The organism is Streptococcus mitis (genome assembly GCF_946188375.1).
In the GTDB taxonomy this organism is placed as follows: Bacteria; Bacillota; Bacilli; order Lactobacillales; family Streptococcaceae; genus Streptococcus; species Streptococcus mitis_CX.
On sequence record NZ_CAMHUS010000002.1, the window covers coordinates 30512 to 55667 of the forward strand.

At 40.8% G+C, this 25156-nt stretch carries 24 protein-coding genes and 1 pseudogene; 3 read left to right on the plus strand and 22 right to left on the minus strand.

The genetic code is table 11. The features are described from left to right. Positions 1 to 3: 3 nt before the first annotated feature. Together N8M16_RS02650 and N8M16_RS02655 are read left to right on the plus strand one after the other, a co-directional pair. Positions 4 to 1569 (plus strand): ABC transporter substrate-binding protein/permease, encoded by a 1566-nt coding sequence (locus tag N8M16_RS02650; RefSeq protein ID WP_024057836.1) that lies wholly within the window; start codon positions 4 to 6, stop codon positions 1567 to 1569. Next, entirely contained in the window at positions 1569 to 2309 is a 741-nt protein-coding gene (locus N8M16_RS02655) for an amino acid ABC transporter ATP-binding protein (protein WP_000189477.1), read from the plus strand. Before N8M16_RS02650 ends, N8M16_RS02655 begins: the two co-directional genes overlap by 1 nt. A gap of 90 nt (positions 2310 to 2399) precedes the next feature. Here N8M16_RS02655 and N8M16_RS02660 read toward each other — a convergent pair whose 3' ends face one another. The 14 genes from N8M16_RS02660 to N8M16_RS02725 all read right to left on the minus strand — a co-directional run bounded on the left by N8M16_RS02660 (position 2400) and on the right by N8M16_RS02725 (position 16665). Then, positions 2400 to 2615, minus strand: coding sequence for a capsule biosynthesis transcriptional regulator (locus N8M16_RS02660; protein WP_001130036.1), 216 nt, complete (start codon positions 2613 to 2615; stop codon positions 2400 to 2402). Positions 2616 to 3451: 836 nt separating this feature from the next. Then, on the minus strand, positions 3452 to 4702 hold the full coding sequence (gene ilvA, locus N8M16_RS02665; protein ID WP_033682348.1) for a threonine ammonia-lyase IlvA: 1251 nt from the start codon (positions 4700 to 4702) through the stop codon (positions 3452 to 3454). Positions 4703 to 4814: 112 nt separating this feature from the next. Beyond that, entirely contained in the window at positions 4815 to 5837 is a 1023-nt protein-coding gene (gene ilvC, locus N8M16_RS02670; protein ID WP_000290683.1) for a ketol-acid reductoisomerase, read from the minus strand. Between the two features lie 170 nt (positions 5838 to 6007). Next, entirely contained in the window at positions 6008 to 6484 is a 477-nt protein-coding gene (ilvN, locus tag N8M16_RS02675; protein WP_001253803.1) for an acetolactate synthase small subunit, read from the minus strand. Further along, positions 6477 to 8177 carry an acetolactate synthase large subunit gene (locus N8M16_RS02680; protein ID WP_033682350.1) on the minus strand — a complete coding sequence of 567 codons (1701 nt, stop codon included), beginning with the start codon at positions 8175 to 8177 and terminating at the stop codon, positions 6477 to 6479. The genes ilvN and N8M16_RS02680 overlap by 8 nt, the downstream gene beginning before the upstream one ends. 200 nt (positions 8178 to 8377) lie before the next feature. After that, entirely contained in the window at positions 8378 to 10045 is a 1668-nt protein-coding gene (locus N8M16_RS02685) for a DAK2 domain-containing protein (RefSeq protein WP_261069592.1), read from the minus strand. Between the two features lie 2 nt (positions 10046 to 10047). Continuing rightward, the gene (locus N8M16_RS02690; RefSeq protein WP_000216437.1) at positions 10048 to 10413 is read right to left on the minus strand and encodes an Asp23/Gls24 family envelope stress response protein; all 366 of its coding nucleotides are present in this window, start codon (positions 10411 to 10413) and stop codon (positions 10048 to 10050) included. A 155-nt stretch (positions 10414 to 10568) separates the two neighbouring features. After that, positions 10569 to 10757, minus strand: coding sequence for a 50S ribosomal protein L28 (gene rpmB / locus N8M16_RS02695; protein ID WP_001140948.1), 189 nt, complete (start codon positions 10755 to 10757; stop codon positions 10569 to 10571). A 105-nt stretch (positions 10758 to 10862) separates the two neighbouring features. Continuing rightward, positions 10863 to 11537, minus strand: coding sequence for a LiaF transmembrane domain-containing protein (locus N8M16_RS02700; RefSeq protein ID WP_049546725.1), 675 nt, complete (start codon positions 11535 to 11537; stop codon positions 10863 to 10865). Between the two features lie 4 nt (positions 11538 to 11541). Continuing rightward, on the minus strand, positions 11542 to 11988 hold the full coding sequence (locus N8M16_RS02705; RefSeq protein ID WP_238095621.1) for a LytTR family DNA-binding domain-containing protein: 447 nt from the start codon (positions 11986 to 11988) through the stop codon (positions 11542 to 11544). 113 nt (positions 11989 to 12101) lie between these two features. Beyond that, a complete protein-coding gene (locus tag N8M16_RS02710) occupies positions 12102 to 12605 on the minus strand; it encodes a phosphatase PAP2 family protein (protein ID WP_023946711.1) in 504 nt (167 codons plus the stop codon). A gap of 95 nt (positions 12606 to 12700) precedes the next feature. Then, on the minus strand, positions 12701 to 14461 hold the full coding sequence (locus tag N8M16_RS02715) for an ABC transporter ATP-binding protein (RefSeq protein ID WP_261069593.1): 1761 nt from the start codon (positions 14459 to 14461) through the stop codon (positions 12701 to 12703). After that, positions 14451 to 16220, minus strand: a complete 1770-nt coding sequence (locus N8M16_RS02720; protein WP_261069594.1) for an ABC transporter ATP-binding protein — start codon at positions 16218 to 16220, stop codon at positions 14451 to 14453. The genes N8M16_RS02715 and N8M16_RS02720 overlap by 11 nt, the downstream gene beginning before the upstream one ends. Further along, positions 16195 to 16665, minus strand: a complete 471-nt coding sequence (locus N8M16_RS02725; protein WP_020902723.1) for a MarR family winged helix-turn-helix transcriptional regulator — start codon at positions 16663 to 16665, stop codon at positions 16195 to 16197. The genes N8M16_RS02720 and N8M16_RS02725 overlap by 26 nt, the downstream gene beginning before the upstream one ends. Positions 16666 to 16857: 192 nt before the next feature. Here N8M16_RS02725 and N8M16_RS02730 point away from each other — a divergent pair. After that, positions 16858 to 17524: pseudogene (locus N8M16_RS02730) on the plus strand (DUF4190 domain-containing protein). A gap of 49 nt (positions 17525 to 17573) precedes the next feature. Here N8M16_RS02730 and N8M16_RS02735 read toward each other — a convergent pair. The 8 genes from N8M16_RS02735 to N8M16_RS02770 form a co-directional block, all read right to left on the minus strand. Then, positions 17574 to 18290 (minus strand): YebC/PmpR family DNA-binding transcriptional regulator, encoded by a 717-nt coding sequence (locus N8M16_RS02735; protein ID WP_023940351.1) that lies wholly within the window; start codon positions 18288 to 18290, stop codon positions 17574 to 17576. Positions 18291 to 18386: 96 nt separating this feature from the next. Next, complete coding sequence (locus tag N8M16_RS02740) at positions 18387 to 19757, minus strand: MATE family efflux transporter (protein ID WP_261069595.1); 1371 nt, start codon at positions 19755 to 19757, stop codon at positions 18387 to 18389. A gap of 101 nt (positions 19758 to 19858) precedes the next feature. Further along, the gene (gene recA, locus N8M16_RS02745; RefSeq protein ID WP_064276728.1) at positions 19859 to 21025 is read right to left on the minus strand and encodes a recombinase RecA; all 1167 of its coding nucleotides are present in this window, start codon (positions 21023 to 21025) and stop codon (positions 19859 to 19861) included. 54 nt (positions 21026 to 21079) lie between these two features. Further along, complete coding sequence (locus tag N8M16_RS02750; protein WP_261069596.1) at positions 21080 to 22336, minus strand: competence/damage-inducible protein A; 1257 nt, start codon at positions 22334 to 22336, stop codon at positions 21080 to 21082. 77 nt (positions 22337 to 22413) lie between these two features. Beyond that, positions 22414 to 23469 (minus strand): glycopolymer--peptidoglycan transferase LytR, encoded by a 1056-nt coding sequence (gene lytR, locus N8M16_RS02755; RefSeq protein WP_004256717.1) that lies wholly within the window; start codon positions 23467 to 23469, stop codon positions 22414 to 22416. A 7-nt stretch (positions 23470 to 23476) separates the two neighbouring features. After that, positions 23477 to 23995: a GNAT family N-acetyltransferase gene (locus tag N8M16_RS02760; protein WP_070528615.1), complete on the minus strand. Its 519-nt coding sequence runs from the start codon at positions 23993 to 23995 to the stop codon at positions 23477 to 23479. Further along, a complete protein-coding gene (gene tsaE, locus N8M16_RS02765) occupies positions 23985 to 24428 on the minus strand; it encodes a tRNA (adenosine(37)-N6)-threonylcarbamoyltransferase complex ATPase subunit type 1 TsaE (RefSeq protein WP_070528613.1) in 444 nt (147 codons plus the stop codon). The genes N8M16_RS02760 and tsaE overlap by 11 nt, the downstream gene beginning before the upstream one ends. 95 nt (positions 24429 to 24523) lie before the next feature. Then, a complete protein-coding gene (locus N8M16_RS02770; RefSeq protein ID WP_261069597.1) occupies positions 24524 to 25156 on the minus strand; it encodes a competence protein in 633 nt (210 codons plus the stop codon).

Here is a 25156-nt window from a genome sequence, read left to right on the forward strand (position 1 = left end):
ATCATGAGAAAAATATACTTATCTATTTTCACAAGTCTCTTGCTGATGCTGGGACTTGTCAATGTTGCCCAAGCCGATGAATATTTACGCATCGGGATGGAAGCAGCATATGCTCCCTTTAACTGGACTCAGGACGATGATAGCAATGGAGCTGTCAAAATCGATGGAACTAACCAGTATGCTAACGGATACGATGTTCAAATCGCCAAGAAAATCGCTAAGGACTTAGGTAAAGAACCTTTGGTTGTTAAAACCAAGTGGGAAGGTCTAGTTCCTGCCCTTACTTCTGGTAAGATTGACATGATTATCGCAGGTATGAGTCCAACTGCCGAGCGTAAACAAGAAATTGCCTTTTCAAGCAGTTATTACACTAGCGAACCAGTTTTGCTTGTCAAAAAAGATTCTACTTATGCAAACGCAAAATCTTTGGATGACTTTAATGGTGCGAAAATCACTTCTCAACAAGGTGTCTACCTCTACGACTTGATTGCACAAATCTCAGGTGCTAAAAAAGAAACTGCCATGGGAGACTTCGCTCAAATGCGCCAAGCTCTTGAGGCTGGTGTCATTGATGCTTATGTTTCTGAACGCCCAGAAGCACTGACTGCTGAAGCTGCGAACTCTAAGTTCAAGATGGTTCAAGTAGAACCAGGTTTCAAAACTGGGGAAGAAGATACAGCTATCGCCATTGGACTTCGTAAAGATGACAATCGTATTAGCCAAATCAATGCCAGCATTGAAACCATTTCAAAAGACGATCAAGTTGCCTTGATGGATCGTATGATCAAGGAACAACCTGCCGAAGCTACAACAACTGAAGAGACTAGCAGTAGTTTCTTTAGCCAAGTCGCTAAAATTCTTTCTGAAAACTGGCAACAACTCTTGCGTGGTGCTGGTATCACTCTTTTAATCTCTATCGTCGGAACCATCACAGGTCTCATTATCGGACTTGCAATTGGTGTTTTCCGTACTGCTCCACTATCTGAAAACAAAGCCATTTACGGCCTACAAAAACTAGTCGGATGGGTTCTCAATGTCTATATCGAAATTTTCCGTGGTACCCCAATGATTGTTCAATCGATGGTTATCTACTATGGAACTGCACAAGCTTTCGGTATCAACCTTGACCGTACACTAGCTGCTATCTTCATCGTTTCAATCAACACTGGTGCCTACATGACTGAAATCGTCCGTGGTGGTATCCTTGCAGTTGACAAGGGACAATTTGAAGCCGCGACTGCACTCGGTATGACTCATAGCCAAACCATGCGTAAGATTGTCCTACCTCAGGTTGTCCGTAACATCCTACCAGCAACTGGTAATGAATTTGTCATCAATATCAAAGATACATCTGTATTGAACGTTATATCTGTTGTCGAACTTTATTTCTCAGGAAATACGGTGGCAACACAAACCTATCAATACTTCCAGACATTTACAATCATCGCCGTGATTTACTTTGTCCTCACCTTCACCGTAACACGTATCCTACGCTTCATCGAACGCCGCATGGACATGGATACCTATACTACAGGTGCTAACCAAATGCAAACGGAGGATTTGAAATAATGACACAAGCAATCCTTGAAATTAAACACCTCAAAAAATCCTATGGACAAAACGAAGTGCTAAAAGACATTTCTCTAACTGTTCACAAGGGTGAAGTTATCTCTATCATCGGAAGCTCTGGAAGCGGAAAATCAACCTTCCTACGCTCCATTAACCTACTTGAAACTCCAACTGATGGACAAATCCTTTATCATGGACAAAACGTTCTCGAAAAAGGCTATGACCTCACGCAATACCGTGAAAAGTTGGGGATGGTGTTCCAATCCTTTAACCTCTTTGAAAATCTTAACGTACTTGAAAACACAATTGTCGCTCAGACGACTGTCCTTAAACGCGAACGTACAGAAGCTGAAAAGATTGCCAAAGAAAACCTTGAAAAGGTCGGCATGGGAGAACGCTACTGGCAAGCAAAACCGAAACAACTCTCAGGTGGTCAAAAACAACGTGTAGCCATCGCTCGTGCCCTCTCCATGAATCCGGACGCCATTCTCTTTGATGAACCAACATCAGCTCTCGATCCAGAAATGGTTGGAGAAGTCCTCAAAATCATGCAAGATTTGGCTCAGGAAGGCTTGACCATGATTGTTGTAACCCACGAAATGGAATTCGCCCGTGATGTCTCTCATCGTGTTATCTTTATGGATAAGGGTGTGATTGCTGAAGAAGGCAAACCAGAAGACCTCTTCACTAATCCTAAAGAAGACCGTACAAAAGAATTCCTTCAACGCTATCTCAAATAAAAAGAAAAGGCTGCATCAACCGTGCAGTCTTTTTACTAGCCAAAAAATGAAAAGGCAGACCCTATTCAAGAATCCGCCATCATCCAAAGATTAATCTTCAAATTTTTCATGATTTTTTTCATAGAAATCAATTAAACCTAGAGCTGTTTCAAATGAAATATTTTTTACTTTTGCACGACCCTGCGCTAGAGCAATGATAGACATTTCACGCGCATTCGTTTCTTTAGAGATACGGTAGCCTGTGATTTTCTTATCACGAACCCAGCCAACAACTGATTCTACTTTTTCAAAGTTTGACTTAGCCATGTCTTTCTCCTATTTTCTTATTTACGATATTTAATTGTATACGCTTTTATGCTTTTTGTCAATAAAAAAACATATATTCAATAAAATAAACGCCCTTATTTTTACTTGCTATCTTATTAAAGCTTATAATATATAGGTTTTCCATTGTCGAAAACAATTTTTATAGTTCTTTAAAACAATTGTATTATTAAATCTTATTTATGTAATAATATTCATATTTGACAGATGCTGATTCTCGATAATCTAGACATATTCTAATCTTATTTCATATTATTTATTCCACTGTAAAACAAAAAAATTTGACAAAATAATCTTCTGCTCTAAACCATTTCTAACGAGTATTTTTCTCCTTTTAGACTTTTTCATGTCTGCACCAGCATTCAATCATTTGGTCAACTGGACCAGTTATTTACTTTATCAAGTTTACTTTTTATTTCTCCTACCCATTAAAAGGCGAGTAGCTAGGAAACCGTAGTATTCTATGTTTCATTTTTTCTACGGTCTTCATCTTACGAGTATCCCGTCACTCTTCGCAGTCAGTTCAGTATAAGGTTTTTCATTAGTATTGATTATTTTTTCTAATTCCTATTATATTTAACCAAATTTCAGATTAGACATATATAAAACAGCGGATTCTAAAAATACTCCTTATATATAACAAGTAATTTTACTCCCTTACTATAAACTGAATCAAAAAACATAGGTACTATAATGACTTGTGATAGAAATAGCGTAATCGATTTCCTAAGTCCATAGGAATCGCCCCCTTTCTTCACTCTCATTATAGCACCTATACATCAGTTGTGCAAATAATATGATATTTTTTTTATTAGTCCTCAGACAAGCATATTATAGAGCGTTTCATTACCATTTAAGTTAATATAAGATGGATCAAAACCTTCCATTCGACGAATCAAGCCTGCATAATCATGCTTATCTGCCAGGGCAATCCCAATCAATACTGGGCCTGTCCCCTTGCTAGCTCGTTTGATATACTCAAAACGTGTGATATCATCATTTGGCCCCAAGATATCATTTACAAACTCACGCAAAGCCCCCGGACGCTGTGGAAAATTGACCACAAAGTAATGCTTAATCCCATCATAAATCAAGGCACGCTCTTCCATTTCCGGCATACGGTTGATATCATTATTTCCTCCAGAAATGATACAACAAATGGTTTTCCCCTTGATATATTCAGCCAAAACCTCTAAAGAAGCGATACTAGCCGCTCCAGCAGGTTCTGCGACAATACCTTGCTTAGAGTAAAGGTCAATCAAGGTTTCAGAAATCAGTCCCTCATCGACACCTACTAAGGTTTGAACATGTTGACGAGTTGCTTCATAGGTCAATTGACCTACCTTTTGTACAGCAATCCCATCCGCAAATTTGTCAATTTCTTTGAGTTTAACAGGTCCACCAGCTTCAAAGGCAGCTTTCATGGAACGTGCCCCATTAGCCTCTACTCCGATAACTTCAATTTCTGGACTTGTTTCCTTGATATAAGTCGAAACTCCAGCAATGAGACCTCCGCCTCCAACAGGGACCAAAACAGCATCGAAATCAATCGATTCTTTTCGAGCTTCTTCTAAAATCTCATAAGCAACTGTCCCTTGACCAGCTTGAACATGGGCATCATCAAAGGGATCAATAAAGGTACGGTTTTCAGAGAGTGTAAATTCTTGAGCTGCTTTAGCTGAGGCATCAAAGGTATCTCCAACTAGTTTAATGGTTACGAAATCCCCACCAAAAAAGCGAACCTGACCAATCTTTTGTTGCGGAGTAGTGATGGGCATGAAAATAGTTGCAGGAATTTTCATTTCATTACAAGTATAGGCAACGCCCTGTGCATGATTTCCCGCAGAAGCGCAGACTACTCCTCGTTCACGCTCTTCCTTGCTGAGCTGAGAAATAGCATAATAGGCACCACGAATTTTAAAAGAACGAACACGTTGGGCATTTTCCTTTTTCAAATAAATCTTAGCACCATACTTCTCCGATAAATAATGGTCATAATCAAGCGGTGTATTAACGACCACACCATTCAAGACCTTATGAGCCTTGATTATATCTTTTGAACTTAACATCATTTTCTCCTAGACTATTTCAAACTTATCGTAATACATCTTTTAAAAAGAGATGAATTGATTATAAAAGCGAGTTAGTCCCCCAACTCGCCTTCACCTTAATTTCTATCAATTAGTTATAGATTTTAAATGCATCATCGTCGTTTTTACCAACGAATGGCATTGCTTTACGCAATTCTGCACCAACTTTTTCAATTTCAAGGTTAGCTGCTTGTTCACGGTAAGCAGTCAATTTTGGACGTCCAGCTTTATAGTCATTTACAAAGTCATTTGCAAATTTACCATTTTGGATGTCTGCCAAGACAGCTTTCATGTTTTCTTTAACTTGCTCAGTAATTACACGTGGACCTGATACATAGTCACCGTACTCAGCAGTGTTTGAAATTGATTGACGCATTTTCTTGAATCCACCTTCGTAGATCAAGTCGACGATCAATTTCATTTCGTGAAGAACTTCAAAGTATGCCAATTCTGGAGCGTAACCTGCTTCTGTCAAGACTTCGAAACCTGCTTCGATAAGGGCAGTCAAACCACCACAAAGTACAGCTTGTTCACCAAACAAATCTTCTTCAGTTTCTTCTTTATAAGTTGTTTCAAGAAGACCTACACGAGCTGCTCCAACACCTTTACACCAGTCCATAGCAATGTTTTTAGCATTTCCTGTTGCATCTTGGTATACTGCGTAAAGTGCTGGTACACCAAATCCTTCTTCGTAAGTGCGACGTACCAAGTGTCCTGGTCCTTTAGGAGCACACATGAAGACATCTACATCTGCAGGAACTTTGATAAATTCAAAGTGAATGTTGAAACCATGGGCAAATCCAACTGCATTTCCAGCTTCCAAATTTGGAGCGATTTCTGCTTCGTACAATTCTTGTTGGATTTCGTCTGGTGCCAAAATCATGATAACATCAGCCAATTTAGTTGCTTCTGCTACTGTGTAAGTGTCAAATCCATCTTCTTTTGCTTTGTCAAAAGATTTACCTGGACGTACACCGATGATAACATCGCGACCTGAATCACGCAAGTTTTGAGCATGCGCATGTCCTTGTGAACCATAACCGATAACGGCGATTTTTTTACCGTCAAGTGCTGCTACTTTAACATCTTTTTCGTATTCCATTTGAACTGCCATAGTTTTTTCTCTCTTTTCTATTATTTATTGCCTGTTAGGCTGGTTTAACAAATTTAAAATATTTTTATACTCAATGAAAATCAAAGAGCAAATTAGGAAGCTAGTCGCAGGCTGTACTTGAGTACGGCAAGGCAAAGCTGACGTGATTTGAATTTGATTTTCGAAGAGTATTAATCGCGGGTAAATCCAGTTGCACCCGTACGAGCGATATTGCGAATACCGTATGGTCGAATGACTCGCAATAGAGCTTCACTCTTTTCAGCATTTCCTGTCATCTGAATAGTAATCGAGCTTGGTGCTACGTCTACCACCGTTGCACGGAAAGGTTGAATAATCGCTAGAATCTCAGCTCGCTTCTCAGCTGGCGCTGACATCTTAACCAAAATTACCTCGCGCTCCAAATGAGGCTTGTCTGTAATATCTCGAATGCGAATCACATCAATCTGACGATTAAGTTGCTTAATGATTTGCTCCACCTCATCATGAGAAGCTACATCAATAATAATGGTGATACGCGATACATTCGGATCTTCTGTTGCTCCAACAGAGATACTTTCGATATTAACCTGACGACGAGACAGGACACCGGTAAAGCGATTGAGGACTCCTGATCGATTTTGTAGTTTTGCTGTTAACATTCTACGCATGGAACTTCACCCCCAACATCTCATGATTACTCTTACCAGCTGGTACCATTGGTAACACCTGTTCCTTACGAGAAATATCTACCTCGATTAGCATAGGAACATTCTCAGTGATGACTTCAAGATCTTGAGCCAAGGTCTCAGGATTGTCAAACTTATAGTTTTTAATACCGTAAGCTTGTGCCATCAATTGGAAATCTGGAAGGGTGTCAAAGACTGACTCAGATGTTCTACCTTCATAGAAGGATTCCTGCCATTGGCGAACCATTCCAAGTGAGTGGTTGTTCAGCATAACCACCTTGATTGGCACCTTGTAAATGTTCAAAATAGCCAATTCCTGGTTAGTCATTTGGAAACCACCATCCCCAACGAACAAGACTACTTCCTTATCTGGGTTAGCAATTTTAGCACCGATTGCTGCTGGAATTCCGAATCCCATCGTTCCCAAACCACCTGAAGTCACTAACTGACGTTCATTTTGGTAAGGATAATACTGAGCTGTCCACATTTGGTGTTGACCAACGTCTGTTACCACAATGGCATCACCATTCGTCAACTCACCGATGCGTTCAATAACAGCTTGCGGCTGAACCACACGCTCTTTCTTATCATAAGAACGAACGCGGTTCTTGTCTTTGGTAACTTTTTCAATCCATTTCTCAGTATTGTTATGAACAGTTGGTTCCGCCAACAACATTTGCAAAGCTTTCTTAGCATCTCCAACTACAGGAATATCTGCACTGATAATCTTGCCAATCTCGGCTGGGTCAATATCAATGTGAGCAACCTTAGCATTCTTAGCGAAGGTCTTAGGATTCCCCGTCAAGCGGTCATCGAAACGACAACCAATACTAATCATAAAGTCCGCTTCCGTCATGGCAATATTAGCTGCGAATGACCCGTGCATACCTCCCATTCCAAGGAAGAGTGGATGACTCGTTGCAATCGTTCCTTGTCCCAAAAGACTGGTTACCACCGGGATTTGATAGCGTTCTGCAAATTCATTTAATTCTGCAGCTGCTTCAGCATAACTAATTCCACCACCAGCTAACAAGACTGGTTTTTTAGCCTTGGACAATTGCTTCAAAATTTTCTTGATTTGCATATCATTTGGCTCAAGAGTCGGTTGATAGCTTGGTAGGTTCACTTCTGGTGAATAGATGAAGTCGGTTTCTAAAGCAGATACGTCTTTAGGTAGGTCAATGACAACTGGCCCTGGTCGACCTGTAGTTGCGATATGGACAGCTTCCGTAATGATACGAGGAATATCAGCTGTCTCACGAACTTGGTAATTGTACTTAGTGATTGGCATGGTAATTCCCACAATGTCTGCCTCCTGAAAGGCATCCTTCCCAATCCCAGCTCGCGCCACCTGACCTGTAAAGACCAAAAGGGGAACGCTATCGCTCATGGCATCTGCAATCCCTGTAATGGCATTTGTTGCTCCCGGTCCGCTAGTGACGACTGCAACACCCAACTTTCCAGTTGATTTGGCATATCCTTCAGCTTCATGCAAACAACCTTGCTCATGGCGTCCTAGAATGTGACGAATGCCTTTAAAATTATATATCGCATCATAAAAAGGCAAGACTGCACCACCAGGATAACCAAAGATGGTATCAATTCCTAAATCACGAAGTGTTTCCAAAACTAGGTCCGACCCCGTCTTAGGAGATTCTAAACTGATTTTCTCCATTGTTCCCCTTTCTCTTCTCTTAAAAATAACTTGTTACTATCATACCATTTTTTCAAAATTTTTCAAGAGAAAAGAAGAAATTTTCTGAATTTTCTATTTTAACGTTTATTTATGAATGTTATTTTTGTTTTTATTAAAAAGATACCGATTTCATTTACTAAAAAAGAAAAAAGAACTGATTTCTCAGTTCTTCATTAATCTTATTCCACACTGAATAGGTATGGGTAAACAGGTTGTTGACCTTGATGAATCTCGACTTCAACATCTTCGAATTCTTCTGTGATTTCTTGGGCAATTTCATTGGCAAGTTCTTCGCTTCCGTCTTCACCGACATAGAAGGTTACAATTTCACTATCTTCATCCAACATATGTTTCAAGGTTTCTATCAAGGTTTGGTGCATATCAGGGTTTGACACGAGGATTTTCCCATCCACCATACCTAGATTATCGTTTTCATGGATTTCTAAGCCATCAATGGTTGTATCACGCACAGCTGTTGTGACGCTTCCACTAACGACATCGCTAAGAGCAGCAGTCATACGCTCTTGGTTTTCTTCTATGGACTTACTTGGATCAAAGGCGAGAAGACTTGTCAAACCTTGTGGCAAAGTACGAGCTTCCACCACTACTGCTGGTTGTTCCAAAACTTCTGCTGCAGATTGAGCTGCCATGAAGATGTTTTTGTTGTTTGGCAGGAAGATGATGTTACGAGCGTTAACCTGTTCAACAGCCTTGATAAAGTCTTCTGTTGAAGGGTTCATGGTTTGACCGCCCTCGATAACATAATCCACACCTTGAGAACGGAAGATATCTGCTAGACCTTTACCAGCCACCACAGCAATCAAAGCATACTCTTTTTCTTCAGCTGGTTTGCTAACTTGAGTAGCTTCTTTCTCAACCTGCGCTTCGTGTTGGTTACGCATATTGTCAACTTTTACCTTGACCAAGCTACCATATTTGAGACCTTCTTGCATAACAAGACCTGGATCTTCTGTATGGACATGGACTTTGACGATTTCATCATCATTAACAACGAGGAGAGAATCCCCAAGTTCATTCAAGTAGTTACGGAACTCTTCATAGTCAAAATCTTTAGCATAGGTTGGACCTTGCTTAAGAGCTACCATGATTTCAGTACAATAACCAAATGTGATGTCCTCAGTCGCTACGTGACCAGCTACAGACTTGTGGTGCTCTGCATTGATCATCTCACTCATGTTAGCAGGAGTGGCTACAAAGTCCTCAGATGCAATATATTCGCCAGTAAGGGCTGAAAGGAAACCTTCGTAGATGAAGACCAGTCCTTGACCACCTGAGTCCACAACGCCAACTTCTTTCAATACTGGAAGCATGTCTGGTGTTTTAGCTAGAGCTGTTTTAGCACCTTCCAAGGCTGCGCGCATGACTTCAACAGCGTCATCTGTTTGCTCAGCTTTTTTCTTAGCACCGATAGCAGCCCCACGAGAAACTGTCAAAATCGTTCCTTCAACTGGTTTCATCACTGCCTTATAGGCAACTTCCACACCTGATTGGAAGGCAAGGGCCAAGTCTTGACCTGTTAACTCATCTTTATCCTTGATAGCTTGTGAAAATCCACGGAAAAGCTGAGACGTAATAACGCCTGAGTTTCCACGCGCACCCATCAAAAGACCTTTGGCAAGAATGCTCGCTACCTCGCCAACTGTAGAAGCTGGCTTGTCTGCAACTTCTTTAGCTCCATTTTCAATGGTCATTCCCATGTTTGTTCCAGTATCTCCATCTGGAACTGGAAAGACGTTTAATGAATTGACATATTCAGCTTGCTTATTCAAGCGAGTTGATGCAGCCTGCACCATTTCTTGAAATAAGCTAGTAGTAATTTTTGACACGGTTATTCTCCTACAACTTTGATATTTTGAATGTAGACATTTACAGTCTGAGCAGTAATTCCAAGCTGGTTTTCCAAGCTAAAACGAACACGCTCTTGAATGTTTTTTGACACTTCGCTAATCTTTGTTCCGTAGCTCAACACGGTATATACATCAACTGCAATACTGCCATCTTCGGCCGCCTTTACGACGACACCTTTAGAATAATTTTCCTTACCTAGAAGGGCTTGGAAATTATCTTTGAGGGCATTTTTACTAGCCATACCGACCACACCAAAAATCTCAGTTGCTGCTCCACCTACGACGGTTGCAATCACTTCATCTGTTAGTTCGATTTGACCATCTTTTGTATTAATTTTTACAGTCATCCTTTTTACCTCAACTAGTTGATACTCTATTTTATCATATTTCAGCCCAAGTGTAAAAGCAGAATACTGTATCAGCGGATATTTACTCTATTTTTCAAATGATTTTATATCTACAGTAAAAGAAAAAAGACCCTAAGGTCTCCTTACTTTTATTATTAAACACGTTCAACTTTACCTGATTTCAAAGCACGAGCTGAAGCCCAAACTTTTTTAGGTTTACCATCGATAAGAACAGTAACTTTTTGAAGGTTTGGTTTTACGGCACGTTTTGTTTGGTTCATCGCGTGTGAACGGTTGTTTCCTGATACAGTCTTACGACCTGTAAAGTAACATACTTTAGCCATTGTGTTTTCCTCCTATTAGATCTAATATAGCGGATGTGCTAGCACCACATACCGTACTATGTTATCACACTTTCTTCTTTTTTGCAAGGGAATTGGAAGATTTTTTTATTTAACGTAGACAATTCCCAACTTCCCAAAGGCCACATCTCCACGGATAATCAAGGTTTTGCTGGTTGGGACTAGAGGAGTATCTGCCTTAGCTACGCCACAGAAAGTTTCTACCTTTAAATCAACTCCCCAATGTTGGGGAACATAGATAACTGCATTGCCAAAACCAACTTCCACTTTCAGAGTTGCGGTATCTCCTAAAATCTCTGCATTGTCATAATATATCTTGGCATTGCCAAAACCAACTTCTACTTGATCTTCTACCAATTCTTGCTCTTGCTTGTAGAAAGTCCCAGTCCCAAAAGCAACTTCCTTATCTGTCAGAATGGTCTTTTCACCGTCATACCACCATTTTTTCCCATTCCAAGTTCTGTTAGAATGAGTGAGTGCGCTGACACCCATTACGATTAAAATACTTGCCCAGAACAATGACTGATTAGGAATTGGTAAAATGCCATAAAAGTGGTTAGCAATCATTAAGGCTACTAGAGCTGTAAAAGAGGCTGAAGTTAAGTGACGACGCAACAAAGCTCCAACTGATTGATAGGCAAAAAATGCAATACCAAGCAAGGGCCAAATTTGCCCACCGAATGAAGGGATTCCAAAATTTCCTTGTAATAATATTAAAGCTGCCAATACTAGCAACACAATACCAAATGCTTTCTTTTTCATGTTCTTACCTCATGTTTCTTAGATTTTCTTTTAGGAGGGATTGGTAATGCCGTGACACATGAACCTCCTTGTGGGTCTGATAAAAGGAAATGGTGCCCGTTCCTGAAAAGGACTTGTCCACCGAGTAAACCTGCCGGATATTAGCGATCGTTGACTTGGATACCCGACTAAAATAGCGAGGAAGGATAGCCTCTAATTCATAGAGTTTAAGCCGAACTTCGTAGGCATCTTTCTGGGTATGGGCATAAATCTTGTTCCCTTCTGTCTCAAAGAAGAGAATTTCCGACAAGTTCAGATAATACTCACCCGTCCCCTTGTAAAAAATCAACCTAGGAGACTTGGACTCTTGTAAGAGTCGCTGTAAATCCGCAATTTCATCTGTCAAAGCCGCTGCCTTGATGACAATTTCAGTTTCCTCTAAATTGCTGTCAATTTCGATTCGTAACTTCATTCCATCTCCTTTCTGACTCTACTATATCAAAGCTAAAATAAGAAAACAAGAGCAAAAAAGCAAGTGGTTACTTTAGCCACGTAAGTGGTTGTAAGACCGCCTTAACTTACAGGTCAAAATAGAAAGAAAATCAAACCCCACACAAGGGCACAAATATAACCAACCAAGACATCCTTGGGATAATGGACGCCACCTAGGACTCTTACTAGACCCAGGAGGGCTGACAAGACCAACAAGATAAGCCCTACAGATAGACTAGCGTGTAAGCAAGCAATGGAGATAATGGTTGCTGAAAAGACATGACGACTAGGCATAGACTGACCAGGACTATCTCTGTCTAGTAGCGGTACAATTTCCCAAACTTCATAAGGCCTAGGGGCATTGATTTTCTTACGAAGAAAGGACAAAATCACAAAACCTGATGCAGGAATAAACACATACATCAAGACCTGTTTCCCAAATCCTTCTCGGAAATAGATAGTGGTTAACAAGGTCAGATAAACTATAGGCATAACTACTGTCATGAACCGATTGAAAACTCTTAACAATCTCAGAAAGAGAGGATTATTTTTAATCTTACCAGCGATGTGGTCATACCATTCTTGATAATTTTTCATATATTCTCTCATCACTTACTCAAATTTTGCTTACAGGGAAGCACTTGTCTTCTAGTATAGTGCAGAAAAAGAAGGCCGTCAAGCCTTCTTTGGGTTTATTCTTCTGCTTCGTCTTCTGTAAATTGACTGTTATAAAGGTCAGCGTAGAAGCCTCCTTGTGCCATCAACTCATCATGATTGCCTTGCTCAATGATATTGCCATCTTTCATGACAAGAATCAGATCAGCATTTCGGATAGTTGACAAGCGGTGGGCGATGACAAAGGAAGTTCTTCCCTCCATCAATCGGTCCATGGCTTTCTGGATCAATTCCTCAGTACGAGTATCAACCGAAGATGTCGCCTCATCCAGAATTAGAAGTAGCGCATCTTTCAGCAAAGCACGAGCAATGGTCAAGAGTTGTTTTTGTCCGACAGACAAGGTCACTGTATCATCCAAGACGGTATCGTAACCATCTGGTAGTGTCATGATAAAGTGGTGAATCCCTACAGCCTTGCTGGCTTCAATCACGCGCTCATCACTAATCCCCTCTTGGTTATAGATGAGATTGTCTCGGATAGTACCTTCAAAGAGCCAAGTATCCTGCAAGACCATTGAAAAGGCATCGTGTACTTCCGAACGCTTCATATCCTTGGTATCCACACCATCGATACGGATACTTCCCTTATCAATCTCATAGAACTTCATCAAAAGATTGACAATAGTTGTCTTACCAGCCCCAGTCGGGCCAACAATCGCAACCTTTTGACCTGCATGAGCTGTCGCAGAAAAGTCATGGATAATAGTTCGCTCTGGTGTGTAACCAAAGGAAACTCGATCAAAGACCACTTGACCTTTCATATCGCTCAATTGTCTTGCTTTATGGGATTCATCTTCCATTTCCTCTTCAGCTAGGAATTCGAAGACACGTCCCATGGCTGCACTAGCCTGCTGCAAACTAGTAATCCCTTGGGCGATTTGTGAAAGAGGCTGAGAAAAGATACGAACGTAGGCCATAAAGGCAACTATAATCCCGATACTGATGTGTCCATTTAAGGCCAAGGCTGCACCAACGATAATCACCAAGGCATAGCTAAAGTTCCCAATAAACATCATAATCGGCATCATAATCCCTGAAATAAACTGAGATTTCCAGATACTGTCATACAGACGATGGTTTAATTTCGCAAATTCTTCTTTCGTACTTTCGATGGCATTATAACTGGTCACCACATTATGGCCAGAGTACATTTCCTCCACATAGCCATTGACAGCTGCCAAATCTTGTTGCTGACTCTTAAAGAAGCCCTGGGATTTGCCCATAAAGACGGACACGAAAACAAAACCAATAAGGGTTGAAACAACCGTCACCAAGGCTAAAATCCAGTTCATCCCAAACATGGTTACCAAGACTGCCACGACCAGTAAACTAGATGAAAGAACTGTTCCCAGACTTTGATTCAGGGACTGTGCTGCAGTGTCAACGTCATTGGTTACACGAGACAAAGTATCCCCCTGAGAGTGCCCATCAAAATATCCCAATGGTAGGCTATTGATTTTCTCTGCAATCGCTCTTCTCAAACGCTCTGAAAAACGTTGAATAGCTGTTGTAAACAGAAAGGCCTGCAAATAATTTGATAGAAGTCCGATCACATAAATGACGGCCAAAAAACCACCAATAGCTGCAACCGCCGCGACATCCACACTTGTTTCCAGACCACTGGCAATGATATTAGTCATTTCCTTAATACGGGTTGGACCATATACAGTAATGATATTGGATACGATTGTTGCTAGAAAGGCGATTAGAAGGGCAAACTGGAGGCCTGCAAGATAGGGTTTACTCTGTTTCCAGAGAGACATTTTCTTATTTTCCATGTTCCAATTCCTCCTTCGATAGTTGTGAATAGGCAATTTCTTGGTAAACTTCATTATTAGCTAGAAGCTCCTTGTGGGTGCCTTTTCCCACGACTTTACCTTGATCCAAGACCAAAATCAAATCTGCATCCATAATCGTTGAAATACGTTGTGCAACGATAAGTTTGGTCATAGATTTTGTTTTCTCTGCTAACTCTTGGCGTAGGACACGATCTGTCTTGTAGTCCAAGGCTGAGAAGGAGTCATCAAAGATGAGGATTTCTGGCTTCCGAGCCAAGGCACGCGCAATTGCTAGACGCTGTCTTTGACCACCTGAGAAGTTAGTTCCTCCTTGGGCCACTTCTGACTCTAAGCCCGCTTCCTTGTCTTCGATAAAGTTCTTAGACTGGGCCAACTCCAAAGCCTGCCACATAGCCTGCTCACTAAGTGGTGTTTCTTGACTTTGTCCAAAGTCTAGATTGTCTTTGACATCACCTGAAAAGAGAACAGCTTTTTGTGGAATATACCCAACCTTGTTGCGCAAATCTTCCAAACCGTAATCTTGAACATTAACTCCGTCCACTAGAATTTCTCCTGCTGATACATCGTAGAAACGTGGAATTAGATTGACCAGAGTTGATTTACCAGAACCAGTTGAGCCGATAAAGGCCACTGTTTGGCCAGCTTCTGCTCTAAAGCTAACATTCTCGATAACTGCCTCCGAATTTGCAGCATAGCGGAAGGTCACATCCTTAAATTCGACCTGACCTTTGAGATTTTCATCAGCCAACTGCACTTGAGCAGGATTTCGGATAGAAGAATGCAAATCTAGAACCTGATTAATCCGCTTGGCAGAGACCATAGTTCGGGGAAGAACGATGAAGAGCGCTCCCATGAGAAGGAATCCCATAACAACCTGCATGGCATAAGACATGAAAACAACCATGTCACTAAAGAGAGGCAGACGTGCTGTCGGAGCAGCATCGTTAATCACATAGGCCCCAATCCAGTAAATCGCCACACTCAAACCACTTGAAATCCCCATCATGATAGGGTTCAAAATAGCCATAAGACGGTTGACAAACAAATTCAAGCGTGTCAATTCATCATTTGCTGCTGCAAATTTTTCATTTTGGTATTCTTCAGCATTGTAGGCGCGAACGACACGAATACCTGTTAAACTCTCACGAGTGATACTGTTCAGTTTATCAGTCAGCCCCTGAATCAAGGACTGTTTTGGAAAGGCTAGCGTCATCAAAACAGTCGTCATCAGAACGTTGACAATCACTGCCACAAGTACGGCCCAGAGCCAGTATTCTGAATGACCTAAAATCTTCCCGATAGCCCAGATAGCCATAATCGGACCACGCGTAACTACTTGCAAGCCCATGGTAATCAACATCTGAACTTGAGTAATGTCATTGGTAGTACGAGTTAAAAGACTGGGAATAGAGAATCTCTTAATCTCTGTCTGCGAGTAATCCAAAACTCGGTTAAAAATATCACTTCTCAGCCTACTAGTATAAGAAGCCGCCACTCGGGATGCAAAAAATCCAACTGCGACTGCGGATAAGAAGGCAAAAAAAGACATTCCGACCATCATACCTGCTGGTTGCCATAACTCATCCAAGTTGGTTCCTTGACTTCCCAGCAAATCCGTAATTTTCGAGATATAGGTCGGAACTTCCAACTCTAGGTAGACTGAAAAGCAGGTAAAGAGAATGGCTAGTAAAATCATCCCCCATTCTTTTCTACTAATTCGTTTGGCTAATTTCTTCATTCTCTCCTCCTATTCCCTTGATATTTTCCTGTAGTTGAGCAAGGACTTTCTCAAAAATCAGTAATTCATCTTCATCAATGCCTTCCATCAACTGCTTATCAATTCGTTCAAAAAAGGCTTTAACATGCTTCATTTGAGAACGTGCTTTGTCCGTCAAACGAACAAATTTTGCCCGCTTATCGCTAGGACTCGCCTCCAATTCCACCAAACCATTTTGCACCATACGCTTGACCAAGTTACTCGCCACAGACTTGGTAATATTTAGTTCCTGCTCTATATCTTTAATCAAGACCAGTTTCTCTTTTTGTTCACACTGATCTACAAAACGCAGAACCTGACCCTGTGGTCCACCCATAAATTCAATACCACAACGTTTGGCTTCCTTTTGCACCATCAGGTGAATCTGATGACCAAAACGCTTAAAGACTAACATCGGTTTATCCATACTAACTCCTTTCTAACTATCACATTTAGTTCTCCTAGGAACTAAATAAGTTTCCATGAGAACTATTTTACCACTTTGAAAAGAGATGTCAAGAAAAAGTTTCCTAGAGAACTATTTTAGTTTAAATTGACATTAGGCAAGATTTTTTATATAATTAGTGCTCACTACTGTGGGTAGGAATCCATTCACTCAATGAAGGGAGAAAACTTTCAAATGAAACCAGAAGAACAACGAGTTTTAGGAATCTTAGCAACCATTTTTGGAGCCATCGCACTTTTAGGATCCTGGATCCCGTTTATTAACTATCCATCGTTGTTCATCGGCATCGTCGCATTTATCTTGGGGATTATCGGTCTTATCGTCAACCTCAAAAAACGGAAAAAAATAGCTATTATCGGAACATCCCTGGCAGTTGCCTCTGTTGTACTTTTCTTTACGACTCAGGTACTATACGCTGATGTCTACAAAGAGTATGCCAGGGAGTTTTACCGTTCCTACATGGATACGAATGCCTCAATGGAACGCGAAGAAAAAAGCGGCTCGACAGACGATACCTTCGCCTGGACTCAAGAACAGTTCGACGCCTTAATCGAAGGTGACCTTGACAACAAAGGAAAAGGTGGTACCAACTACAAGGATATTATCAACAAACACGGATAGCCAGATTCCGAGTTTGACTTCACTCTTGGGGCTTACAATACGAAAAAAATCACCTATATCTCTATTGGAGACAAGGTCAAGACTGTTACCTTAACTTTTGCAAAACAGGACAATGGAGAGCTCTTGCTCGTCCAAAAACATCAGTCGGTCTAGGTCTAGAAAAAGCAATCAACAAAACGATTCTGAAACCAGATTCTAAGTTCAAATATCAAAAAAACGAACAGCTAGTAAAACTGTTCGTTTTTCTATTAGAATCCATCTACGTTCGTATAAATCTTTTGTACGTCTTCGTCGTCTTCAAGAACGCTGTAAAGTTTTTCAAAGGTTTCAAGGTCATCGCCTGACAATTCCACTTCTGACTGAGGAATCATTTCCAATTCAGTCACTTGGAATTCTTGGATACCTGATTCACGAAGGGCAACGATAGCCTTGTGAAGGTCAGTTGGAGCTGTGTAAACTGTGATTGTACCTTCTTCTGCTTCTACATCATCCACATCCACATCTGCTTCTAGCAATTGCTCAAAGACTGCGTCCGCATCTTCACCTGCAAATACGATAACACCCTTGTTGTCGAAGAGATAAGAAACCGAACCTGAAGCACCCATGTTTCCGCCGTTTTTACCAAAGGCTGCACGGACATTAGCCGCTGTACGGTTAACGTTTGAAGTCAAAGTATCAACAATCAGCATAGAACCATTTGGTCCAAAACCTTCGTAACGTCCTTCTGTAAAGGTTTCGTCTGTGTTTCCTTTAGCCTTGTCCAAAGCTTTATCAATAACGTGTTTTGGTACTTGAGCTTGTTTAGCACGGTCGATAACGAACTTCAAGGCTGAGTTTGATTCTGGATCTGGATCACCTTTTTTAGCTGCTACATAGATTTCTACACCAAATTTTGCATATACTTTAGAGTTAGCTCCATCTTTAGCCGTTTTCTTGGCTACGATATTGGCCCATTTACGTCCCATTAGGAATCTCCTTTTTTCACATTTTAATCTTTCTTATTATAACACAAGTTTTTTCGATTTTCACTAGAGGAAATGGATTTTATTCAGTAAATCCAACTAGGGTTGCACTTTGGTTACCAAGATTGCCTTGCCTTCTTTTATCAAGGGGTGACGAAACAGTGAGAAATACAGTTGGATGGTCATGGCAACCCAGATAAGGGGTTCGCACAGGATAACTCCCTTATAGCCTGCCCAAGGGATAATCAAGACAACAAAAGCAATTTTCCCAATTAGTTCGATAAAGCTAGAAACCAGCGGAAGGACTTTTTGCCCCAAACCCTGCAAACAATTGCGATAAATCAACAAGAGACTCAAAATAGGATAAAAGGCTGAACTGATTTGCAAGTACAGACTGCCATTTTCTACCAGGTATCCATCAGTCGAACTGGCCAAGAAGGAAACCAGGACTGGACTGGCAAAAAAGAGGAAGATACAAACAAAAACTGCCCAGGATATACTTAAACGACTGCCGATTCGAAGTCCTTGAACAATGCGGTCTGGTCGCTTAGCTCCTAGATTCTGAGAAGCAAAGGTCGTCATTGATGCAGAAATAGCGGTCATGGGAAGAAGGGCGAAGGCCATAATGCGTCGAGCCGCCGTCTGGGCACTAATAATCACTGCTCCAAAAGTATTGACAGAAGACTGTAAAATCACACTGCCGATAGATACAATTGAACTCATCAAGCCCATAGCCAAACCTTGCTCCAAGAGGTCAGCGTATAAGACCTTGTCCCATTTGAAATGTTTCAGCTGAGGTAGAAGTTCTGGAACACTCTTACGGATATAATAAAAGCAGAGAACCGCTGATAAGCCTTGCGAAATGATGGTAGCAAGTCCCGCGGATTGAACTCCAAGATGCAATTGTGTAATAAAATAGAGATCCAGAACCACATTAACCAGAGCAGAGAAAATCAGAAAACCAAGCGCAGCCAGACTGTCCCCAATAGATCGCAACAAACCTGCAAAGAGATTATAAGCGAAGCTAACACCGACACAGGTTACAATCATAGAAATATATTGATAGGACTGAGAGAGGATTTCAGCAGGGGTATCTAGGTACTGTAAAAGAGGATACAGACCGACAAATCCCAGCAGCATAACTACAATACTCAAAAGAGCACCTAAAATCCAGGTGGCTGCTACTGCCTCCTCGATTTTAGTGAAATTCCGAGCTCCATAATAGCGGGCAATGACAATTCCCATGCCATTGCCAACACCAAGAGTAAAACCTACAATCAAATCAAAAATAGCAGTTGTTGCCCCAACCGCAGCCAAGGAATCTTGACCAAGAAAACGTCCAACAATCAAGACATCAGCAGTATTATAGAGCTGTTGGAAAATATTGGACAGCAAGATTGGAAAGGCAAAACTCAAAAGCGAAGGAAGAATAGGACCATGAATCAGGTCCACTGTTCGTTTTTTATTCATAAGGCTATTATATCAGCTTTCTAAAGGAGCGACAAGAAACAGCAAACTATGCCAGAACTAGGCAATGAAAAAGCAGTGAATTTCTCCACTACTTTAACAGCTTATTCTTCAATTTCGATTTCAAGCTCGTCGCCTAGGTCAAGTGTCACTTCTTCATTCACAGAATCTGCTTGAACTACGTCATCTTTTTTAGTTTCAACACCTTCTACAGAAGCTTCTTCTCCATCAATCAAACCAAATTGAACACGGACTTGATGATCAATCTCATCAAAGACTTCTGGGTTATCTGCCAAGTATTTCTTAGCATTTTCAGAACCTTGCCCGATTTTCTCATCCTTATAAGAATACCAAGCCCCTGCTTTTTTGATGATATCCAAATCGCTTGCAACCTTCAAAAGCTCACCGGTCTTAGAAATTCCTTCTCCGTACATGATTTCAACGAAGGCTTCTTTAAATGGTGGAGCCACCTTGTTTTTCACGACCTTGATCTTGGTTTCTTTACCGACGTTGGTGTCTTTTTGGTCACCAGTTCCCTTGATTTGTGTGCTTCCACGAACATCCAAACGCACTGAAGCGTAGAATTTCAGAGCACGTCCACCAGGAGTTGTTTCTGGATTTCCAAACATGACCCCAACTTTTTCACGCAATTGGTTGATAAAGATGGCAATTGTTTTAGTTTTATTGATAGAAGCACCAAGTTTACGCATGGCCTGACTCATCATACGAGCCTGCAAACCAACGTGGCTGTCTCCGATATCACCATCAATTTCCGCACGAGGGACAAGGGCCGCAACTGAGTCGACTACGACAAGGTCCACAGCACCTGAGTCAATCAATTTTCCTGCAATTTCAAGCCCTTGCTCTCCTGAGTCTGGTTGAGACAAGAGCAATTCGTCAATATTGACCCCAAGAGCCGCAGCATAAGCTGGATCAAGGGCATGCTCCGCATCGATAAAGGCTGCAATCCCACCTTCTTTTTGCGCTTGCGCGACTGCATGAAGGGCAACTGTTGTCTTACCAGATGACTCTGGCCCATAGATTTCGATGATACGTCCCTTAGGATAACCACCTGAACCAAGGGCAATATCGAGAGCCAAGGAACCTGAGCTCATCACTTGTACCTTTTGCTCTGCACGTTCACCCAAACGCATGATTGAACCCTTACCAAAGTCTTTCTCAATCAATTTAAGAGCATCATTCAAGGCTTTTTCACGTTCTGCCCCGAATTTTTTTGAAATTTCATCTAATTTTTTTGGTTTTTTCGCCATTCTATTCTCCTACATTCTAATAGTCCTTAGACCTATCTACTATTATATCAAAAGTTAGTCACTTAATAAAGCCTTGCGAACTAGGTTAAAGGCATGCATAACCGCAATGTGACGTACATCTGCTCGGCTTCTACCTCCAATATTCACCTTGATAACCTCAGTTCCTTTCTCTTGAGCCAATCCTATGAAGACTGTCCCAGCTGGATGCCCTTCTAGACTGTCTGGCCCTGCTACTCCAGTCAAGCTAATACCAAAATCAGACTGGGTCTTACTTCGTGCCTGCTCAGCCATCTTCTGAGCTGTAAATTCAGACACAACACCATATTCTTCCAAATCCTTGACAGGAATATCCAACATCTTTGATTTTTCCTCCAAGCTATAGGTCACGAAACCACCCTTAAATATGCTTGAAACTCCTGAAAAATCCGCCACAGTAGCTTGGAAAAGCCCTGCCGTCAAACTCTCTGCAGCCGTGATGGTTTTCCCTTGCTTTTTCAGTTCTTCTACCACAATACTGGCCAAGCTGGACTCTTCCCCATAACCATAACAAAGTTCTCGTAAAGAAAGACCTTCAAAAGTCTGGTAGTTCAAGATTTGATTTTCCAAAATATCCAACGCTTGATTCGCCTCTTCTCGACTGCTAGATTTTGTTGACAGACGCAGAGTGACTTCTCCTGTCTTGGCATAAGGGGCTAAGGTTGGATCTGTTTGATTGTCAATCAAATCAGCTAAAATCGTAACCAGCTGGCTTTCGCCAATCCCAAAGAAACGAAGAACTCGGGAATACAACTTGCTCCCTGTCATCAACTTGGGTAGAAGTTGGTTTAAGACCATGGGTTTCAATTCACTTGGTGGACCAGGAAGAACGACATAGGTCACTCCGTCCACTTCTAACATTCCTCCAACAGCCAGTCCTGTTTCGTTTGGTAGTGGAGTCGCCCCTTCTACAATTTGAGCTTGTCTTTCGTTATTCGGTGTTCGGGCATAGTCTGGTCTCTGGTCAAAAAAGACATCCAACTTCTCCTGCGCCTGAGGATTGAAGACTAATTCTTTCCCTAAAAATTTAGCTAGAGTTTGTTTGGTCAAATCGTCCTCAGTTGGTCCCAAACCACCTGTCAAAATCACCAGACTGCTACGTTGACTAGCAATCTCAAGCAAAGACAAGAGACGAGTTTCATTGTCTCCTACAGCCGTCTGAAAATATACATCTACCCCAATCTCTGCTAGTTTTTCCGACAAAAACTGAGCATTGGTATTGACAATCTGTCCTGTCAAAATCTCTGTTCCAACAGCAATGATTTCTGCTTTCATGTTTCCTCCTACCTATCTATTCGTATTTTTTTGAAAAAATCGCAGGAAATTTCCCACGATTTTAACTATAAAATAGATTATTCTACATCTTCTTGATTTATTGTATTATTAATCGTACCTGTTCCCAAACCGGTATTATTTCGATTTCCGAAAATATCTTCATATAAGACAGCATTTGTCTCTAACTCTGTCACCTTCGGTTTATCAAGTGAGGTTCTCAAAAGATTCTGGATTTCTAACAAATGGTTAGCAGTTACAATTTGATAAGATGTCCCTTGCAATTCGGCATCTTCTCCTCGTAATTGTTGAGTTTCAATCGTTTTAAACGAGTCCTGGTAACCTAACAAGCTTGGAATACTTTTCGCAGATAGATCAATATTAGTCTGCATATTGGTACTTAAGGCTTTTAGGATAGATTGATAGTGACTAACACTATTCAAGCTAAGAACTTTTTCAACAACCTTTTGAATGACTTCACGCTGACGCTTCTGACGTCCGTAGTCCCCTTCTGGATCCTGGTAGCGCATGCGAGAATAAACAAGCGCTTCTTCTCCATTTATTGTCTGCTCTCCAACACCGATAGAAATGGTGTTAAATTCCTCTTGGTCACTGATAGAAATCGGGAAACCTAGTGTATTATTAACCGTAATCCCGCCCACTGCATCTACCAATTGTTGCAAACCTTGCATATTGACCATAATATAGCGGTCAATATGGATATTCATCATCCTTTGAATCGTTGAGATAGCTAATTCTGCACCTCCTCCAGCATAAGCTGCGTTCAGTTTCGCTTCTTCGATTTGACCATCTTTATGCTGAATTTTCGTCAAAATATCTCTCTCTAAACTCAACATCATAGTCTTTTTCGTATGCGGATTAACCGTCAAGAGAATCATAGAATCACTATTCCCCTCCCAAGGGTCAGTTCGTTCAACGTTTCCAGTATCAACCCCCATTAAAAGGATCGTTAAGGGTTCAGTCGCCTCAATAACATTGGTTTCTTCCCCAATCTTTTTATAGGTTTTTGATAAGGTTTGTGTACCTTGCTGATAAATGGTATAAGCAAAGACACCCACACCCAAAACTGTCACAGCTAGAAAAGCTAGCACCATTCCAATAATTTTTTTAACCATATTTCTACTAATCTATCAGTTTACCCATCAAGTAAACATCGATAAATTTCCCTTCTTCTATGTACGCACCGCGCTCTTGTCTACCTTCAATTACAAAGCCATATTTTTGATATAGATGAACTGCAGCTTGATTACGAGTTTGGACAGTTAGTTGAAGTCGACGAAGAATACCACTAGCTTGTGCCCACTCTATCGCTTCTTCTAGCAAAAAACTTCCCAGTCCATTATTCCAATATTTCTTACCAATCACAATAAAGAGATCTCCAATATGACGAACTCTCTTACGTTGATCAGCTGTGATATTTACAAGACCAGCAATTTCATCATTCAGCAAGGCCAGTAAAGTGATTTGATTTTCCGAGTGAGCCTGTTTATCCAAAAACGACTCCATCTCAGTATCTGTCATCAAAATACCATCCCTGTCCAGACTAGTAAAATCTGTTTCTACACTAACACGATTTAAAAATGATACTAACTCAGCCGCATCTTCAATTTCTGCTTCCCTAATGAGCAACTCATACTCCATGTTGAAGCTCCTCTAAGAGTTTTTCTGCACGCAAACCCTTGGCTTTGAAGTTTAATCTGCGACCATCTTCCTCTTTTAGAATTTCTAATTCTAAATAAGTATCTGGCAAGGCATCACCTAAAAGATGTCCCCACTCAATGACAGTTACCCCGCCACCAAAAAGAAACTCATCCAAATCAATAGAATCAGCATCCCCCTCAATACGATAAACATCTAGGTGGTAAAGTGGAAGACGACCTTCATACTCTCTCACGATAGTATAGGTTGGACTCTTAATCATCTGAGAAATCTGTAATCCCTTAGCAAGGCCTTTTGTAAAGGTCGTTTTGCCTGCTCCAAGTTCTCCAGTTAGAATTAAGACATCATTCTTCTCTAATAAACAGCCCAAACGTTCACCTAAGGACTGTAACTCTTCTTCATTTTTAGTGTACATACCTCTATTATACCAAAAAGTTATTCTTTGTCGAGATATTATCTGTGAAGTCCAGATTATGAATTATGAGACTTGGGCTGGTTCTTGTTCTGATTTTAAAATAGGAACAGTAAAAAGAAAACTAATAATATATCTCTCATCAAATGGCTATAAAGTGAAACTTCCCAACGAATAACTTTTGGCACCAACAGGCCTAGAAATAGCATGCCCAAGGCAATATAAAATGTCATGGATAGTATTGACCATGGATTTCTGAGAACGATTAAAATAGCTAATCCACTAATAAAACTTATTTCCTTCTTACCTAAAATCTTTTTCAATCCATATACGTACTTCTGAATGGGCAGAAAAACTAACAAATCAATACCAAATAAGAAAAAGAAACTCGGTAGAAAGACTTCTACAAACTCTTCACCAGTTGCTCTTCCCGTAAGAACATATTCTATGATAATCAAAGCTAAACCTAAAACATTTACCAATAGCAACAGAGTATACAAGAATTGTTGTCTATCTTCTTTAAAAACTGAATAATGTTGATTTCGTTGCCCTCTATAATAGTTTAGCCCTGCACCAATACTCGCAAGGAGCAACATACCCACTAAATAATAGAAGCAGTTTTGATTTAACATCAAGGACCAAGTCGATAAACTTAAACAAGAACAGCTACTAAGTCCAAAAACCGTCAGCAATAACAAAACTCGAATTTGCTTTTTCATTCTTTCCGTCAT

Bases quoted from the DNA above. Each gene is read 5' to 3' on its own strand.
- recA (WP_064276728.1), bottom strand. From the start codon at position 21,025: ATGGCGAAAAAACCAAAAAAATTAGATGAAATTTCAAAAAAATTCGGG.
- N8M16_RS02700 (WP_049546725.1), bottom strand. From the start codon at position 11,537: ATGAAAAAGAAAGCATTTGGTATTGTGTTGCTAGTATTGGCAGCTTTA.
- N8M16_RS02750 (WP_261069596.1), bottom strand. From the start codon at position 22,336: ATGAAAGCAGAAATCATTGCTGTTGGAACAGAGATTTTGACAGGACAG.
- N8M16_RS02715 (WP_261069593.1), bottom strand. From the start codon at position 14,461: ATGGAAAATAAGAAAATGTCTCTCTGGAAACAGAGTAAACCCTATCTT.
- lytR (WP_004256717.1), bottom strand. From the start codon at position 23,469: ATGGTTAAAAAAATTATTGGAATGGTGCTAGCTTTTCTAGCTGTGACA.
- N8M16_RS02680 (WP_033682350.1), bottom strand. From the start codon at position 8,177: ATGGAGAAAATCAGTTTAGAATCTCCTAAGACGGGGTCGGACCTAGTT.
- N8M16_RS02660 (WP_001130036.1), bottom strand. From the start codon at position 2,615: ATGGCTAAGTCAAACTTTGAAAAAGTAGAATCAGTTGTTGGCTGGGTT.
- N8M16_RS02725 (WP_020902723.1), bottom strand. From the start codon at position 16,665: ATGGATAAACCGATGTTAGTCTTTAAGCGTTTTGGTCATCAGATTCAC.
- N8M16_RS02735 (WP_023940351.1), bottom strand. From the start codon at position 18,290: ATGGGACGTAAATGGGCCAATATCGTAGCCAAGAAAACGGCTAAAGAT.
- N8M16_RS02705 (WP_238095621.1), bottom strand. From the start codon at position 11,988: ATGAAGTTACGAATCGAAATTGACAGCAATTTAGAGGAAACTGAAATT.
- N8M16_RS02720 (WP_261069594.1), bottom strand. From the start codon at position 16,220: ATGAAGAAATTAGCCAAACGAATTAGTAGAAAAGAATGGGGGATGATT.
- ilvC (WP_000290683.1), bottom strand. From the start codon at position 5,837: ATGGCAGTTCAAATGGAATACGAAAAAGATGTTAAAGTAGCAGCACTT.
- ilvA (WP_033682348.1), bottom strand. From the start codon at position 4,702: ATGTTAAGTTCAAAAGATATAATCAAGGCTCATAAGGTCTTGAATGGT.
- rpmB (WP_001140948.1), bottom strand. From the start codon at position 10,757: ATGGCTAAAGTATGTTACTTTACAGGTCGTAAGACTGTATCAGGAAAC.
- N8M16_RS02770 (WP_261069597.1), bottom strand. From the start codon at position 25,156: ATGACGGAAAGAATGAAAAAGCAAATTCGAGTTTTGTTATTGCTGACG.
- N8M16_RS02710 (WP_023946711.1), bottom strand. From the start codon at position 12,605: ATGAAAAATTATCAAGAATGGTATGACCACATCGCTGGTAAGATTAAA.
- N8M16_RS02760 (WP_070528615.1), bottom strand. From the start codon at position 23,995: ATGGAGTATGAGTTGCTCATTAGGGAAGCAGAAATTGAAGATGCGGCT.
- ilvN (WP_001253803.1), bottom strand. From the start codon at position 6,484: ATGCGTAGAATGTTAACAGCAAAACTACAAAATCGATCAGGAGTCCTC.
- tsaE (WP_070528613.1), bottom strand. From the start codon at position 24,428: ATGTACACTAAAAATGAAGAAGAGTTACAGTCCTTAGGTGAACGTTTG.
- N8M16_RS02690 (WP_000216437.1), bottom strand. From the start codon at position 10,413: ATGACTGTAAAAATTAATACAAAAGATGGTCAAATCGAACTAACAGAT.
- N8M16_RS02650 (WP_024057836.1), top strand. From the start codon at position 4: ATGAGAAAAATATACTTATCTATTTTCACAAGTCTCTTGCTGATGCTG.
- N8M16_RS02655 (WP_000189477.1), top strand. From the start codon at position 1,569: ATGACACAAGCAATCCTTGAAATTAAACACCTCAAAAAATCCTATGGA.
- N8M16_RS02740 (WP_261069595.1), bottom strand. From the start codon at position 19,757: ATGAATAAAAAACGAACAGTGGACCTGATTCATGGTCCTATTCTTCCT.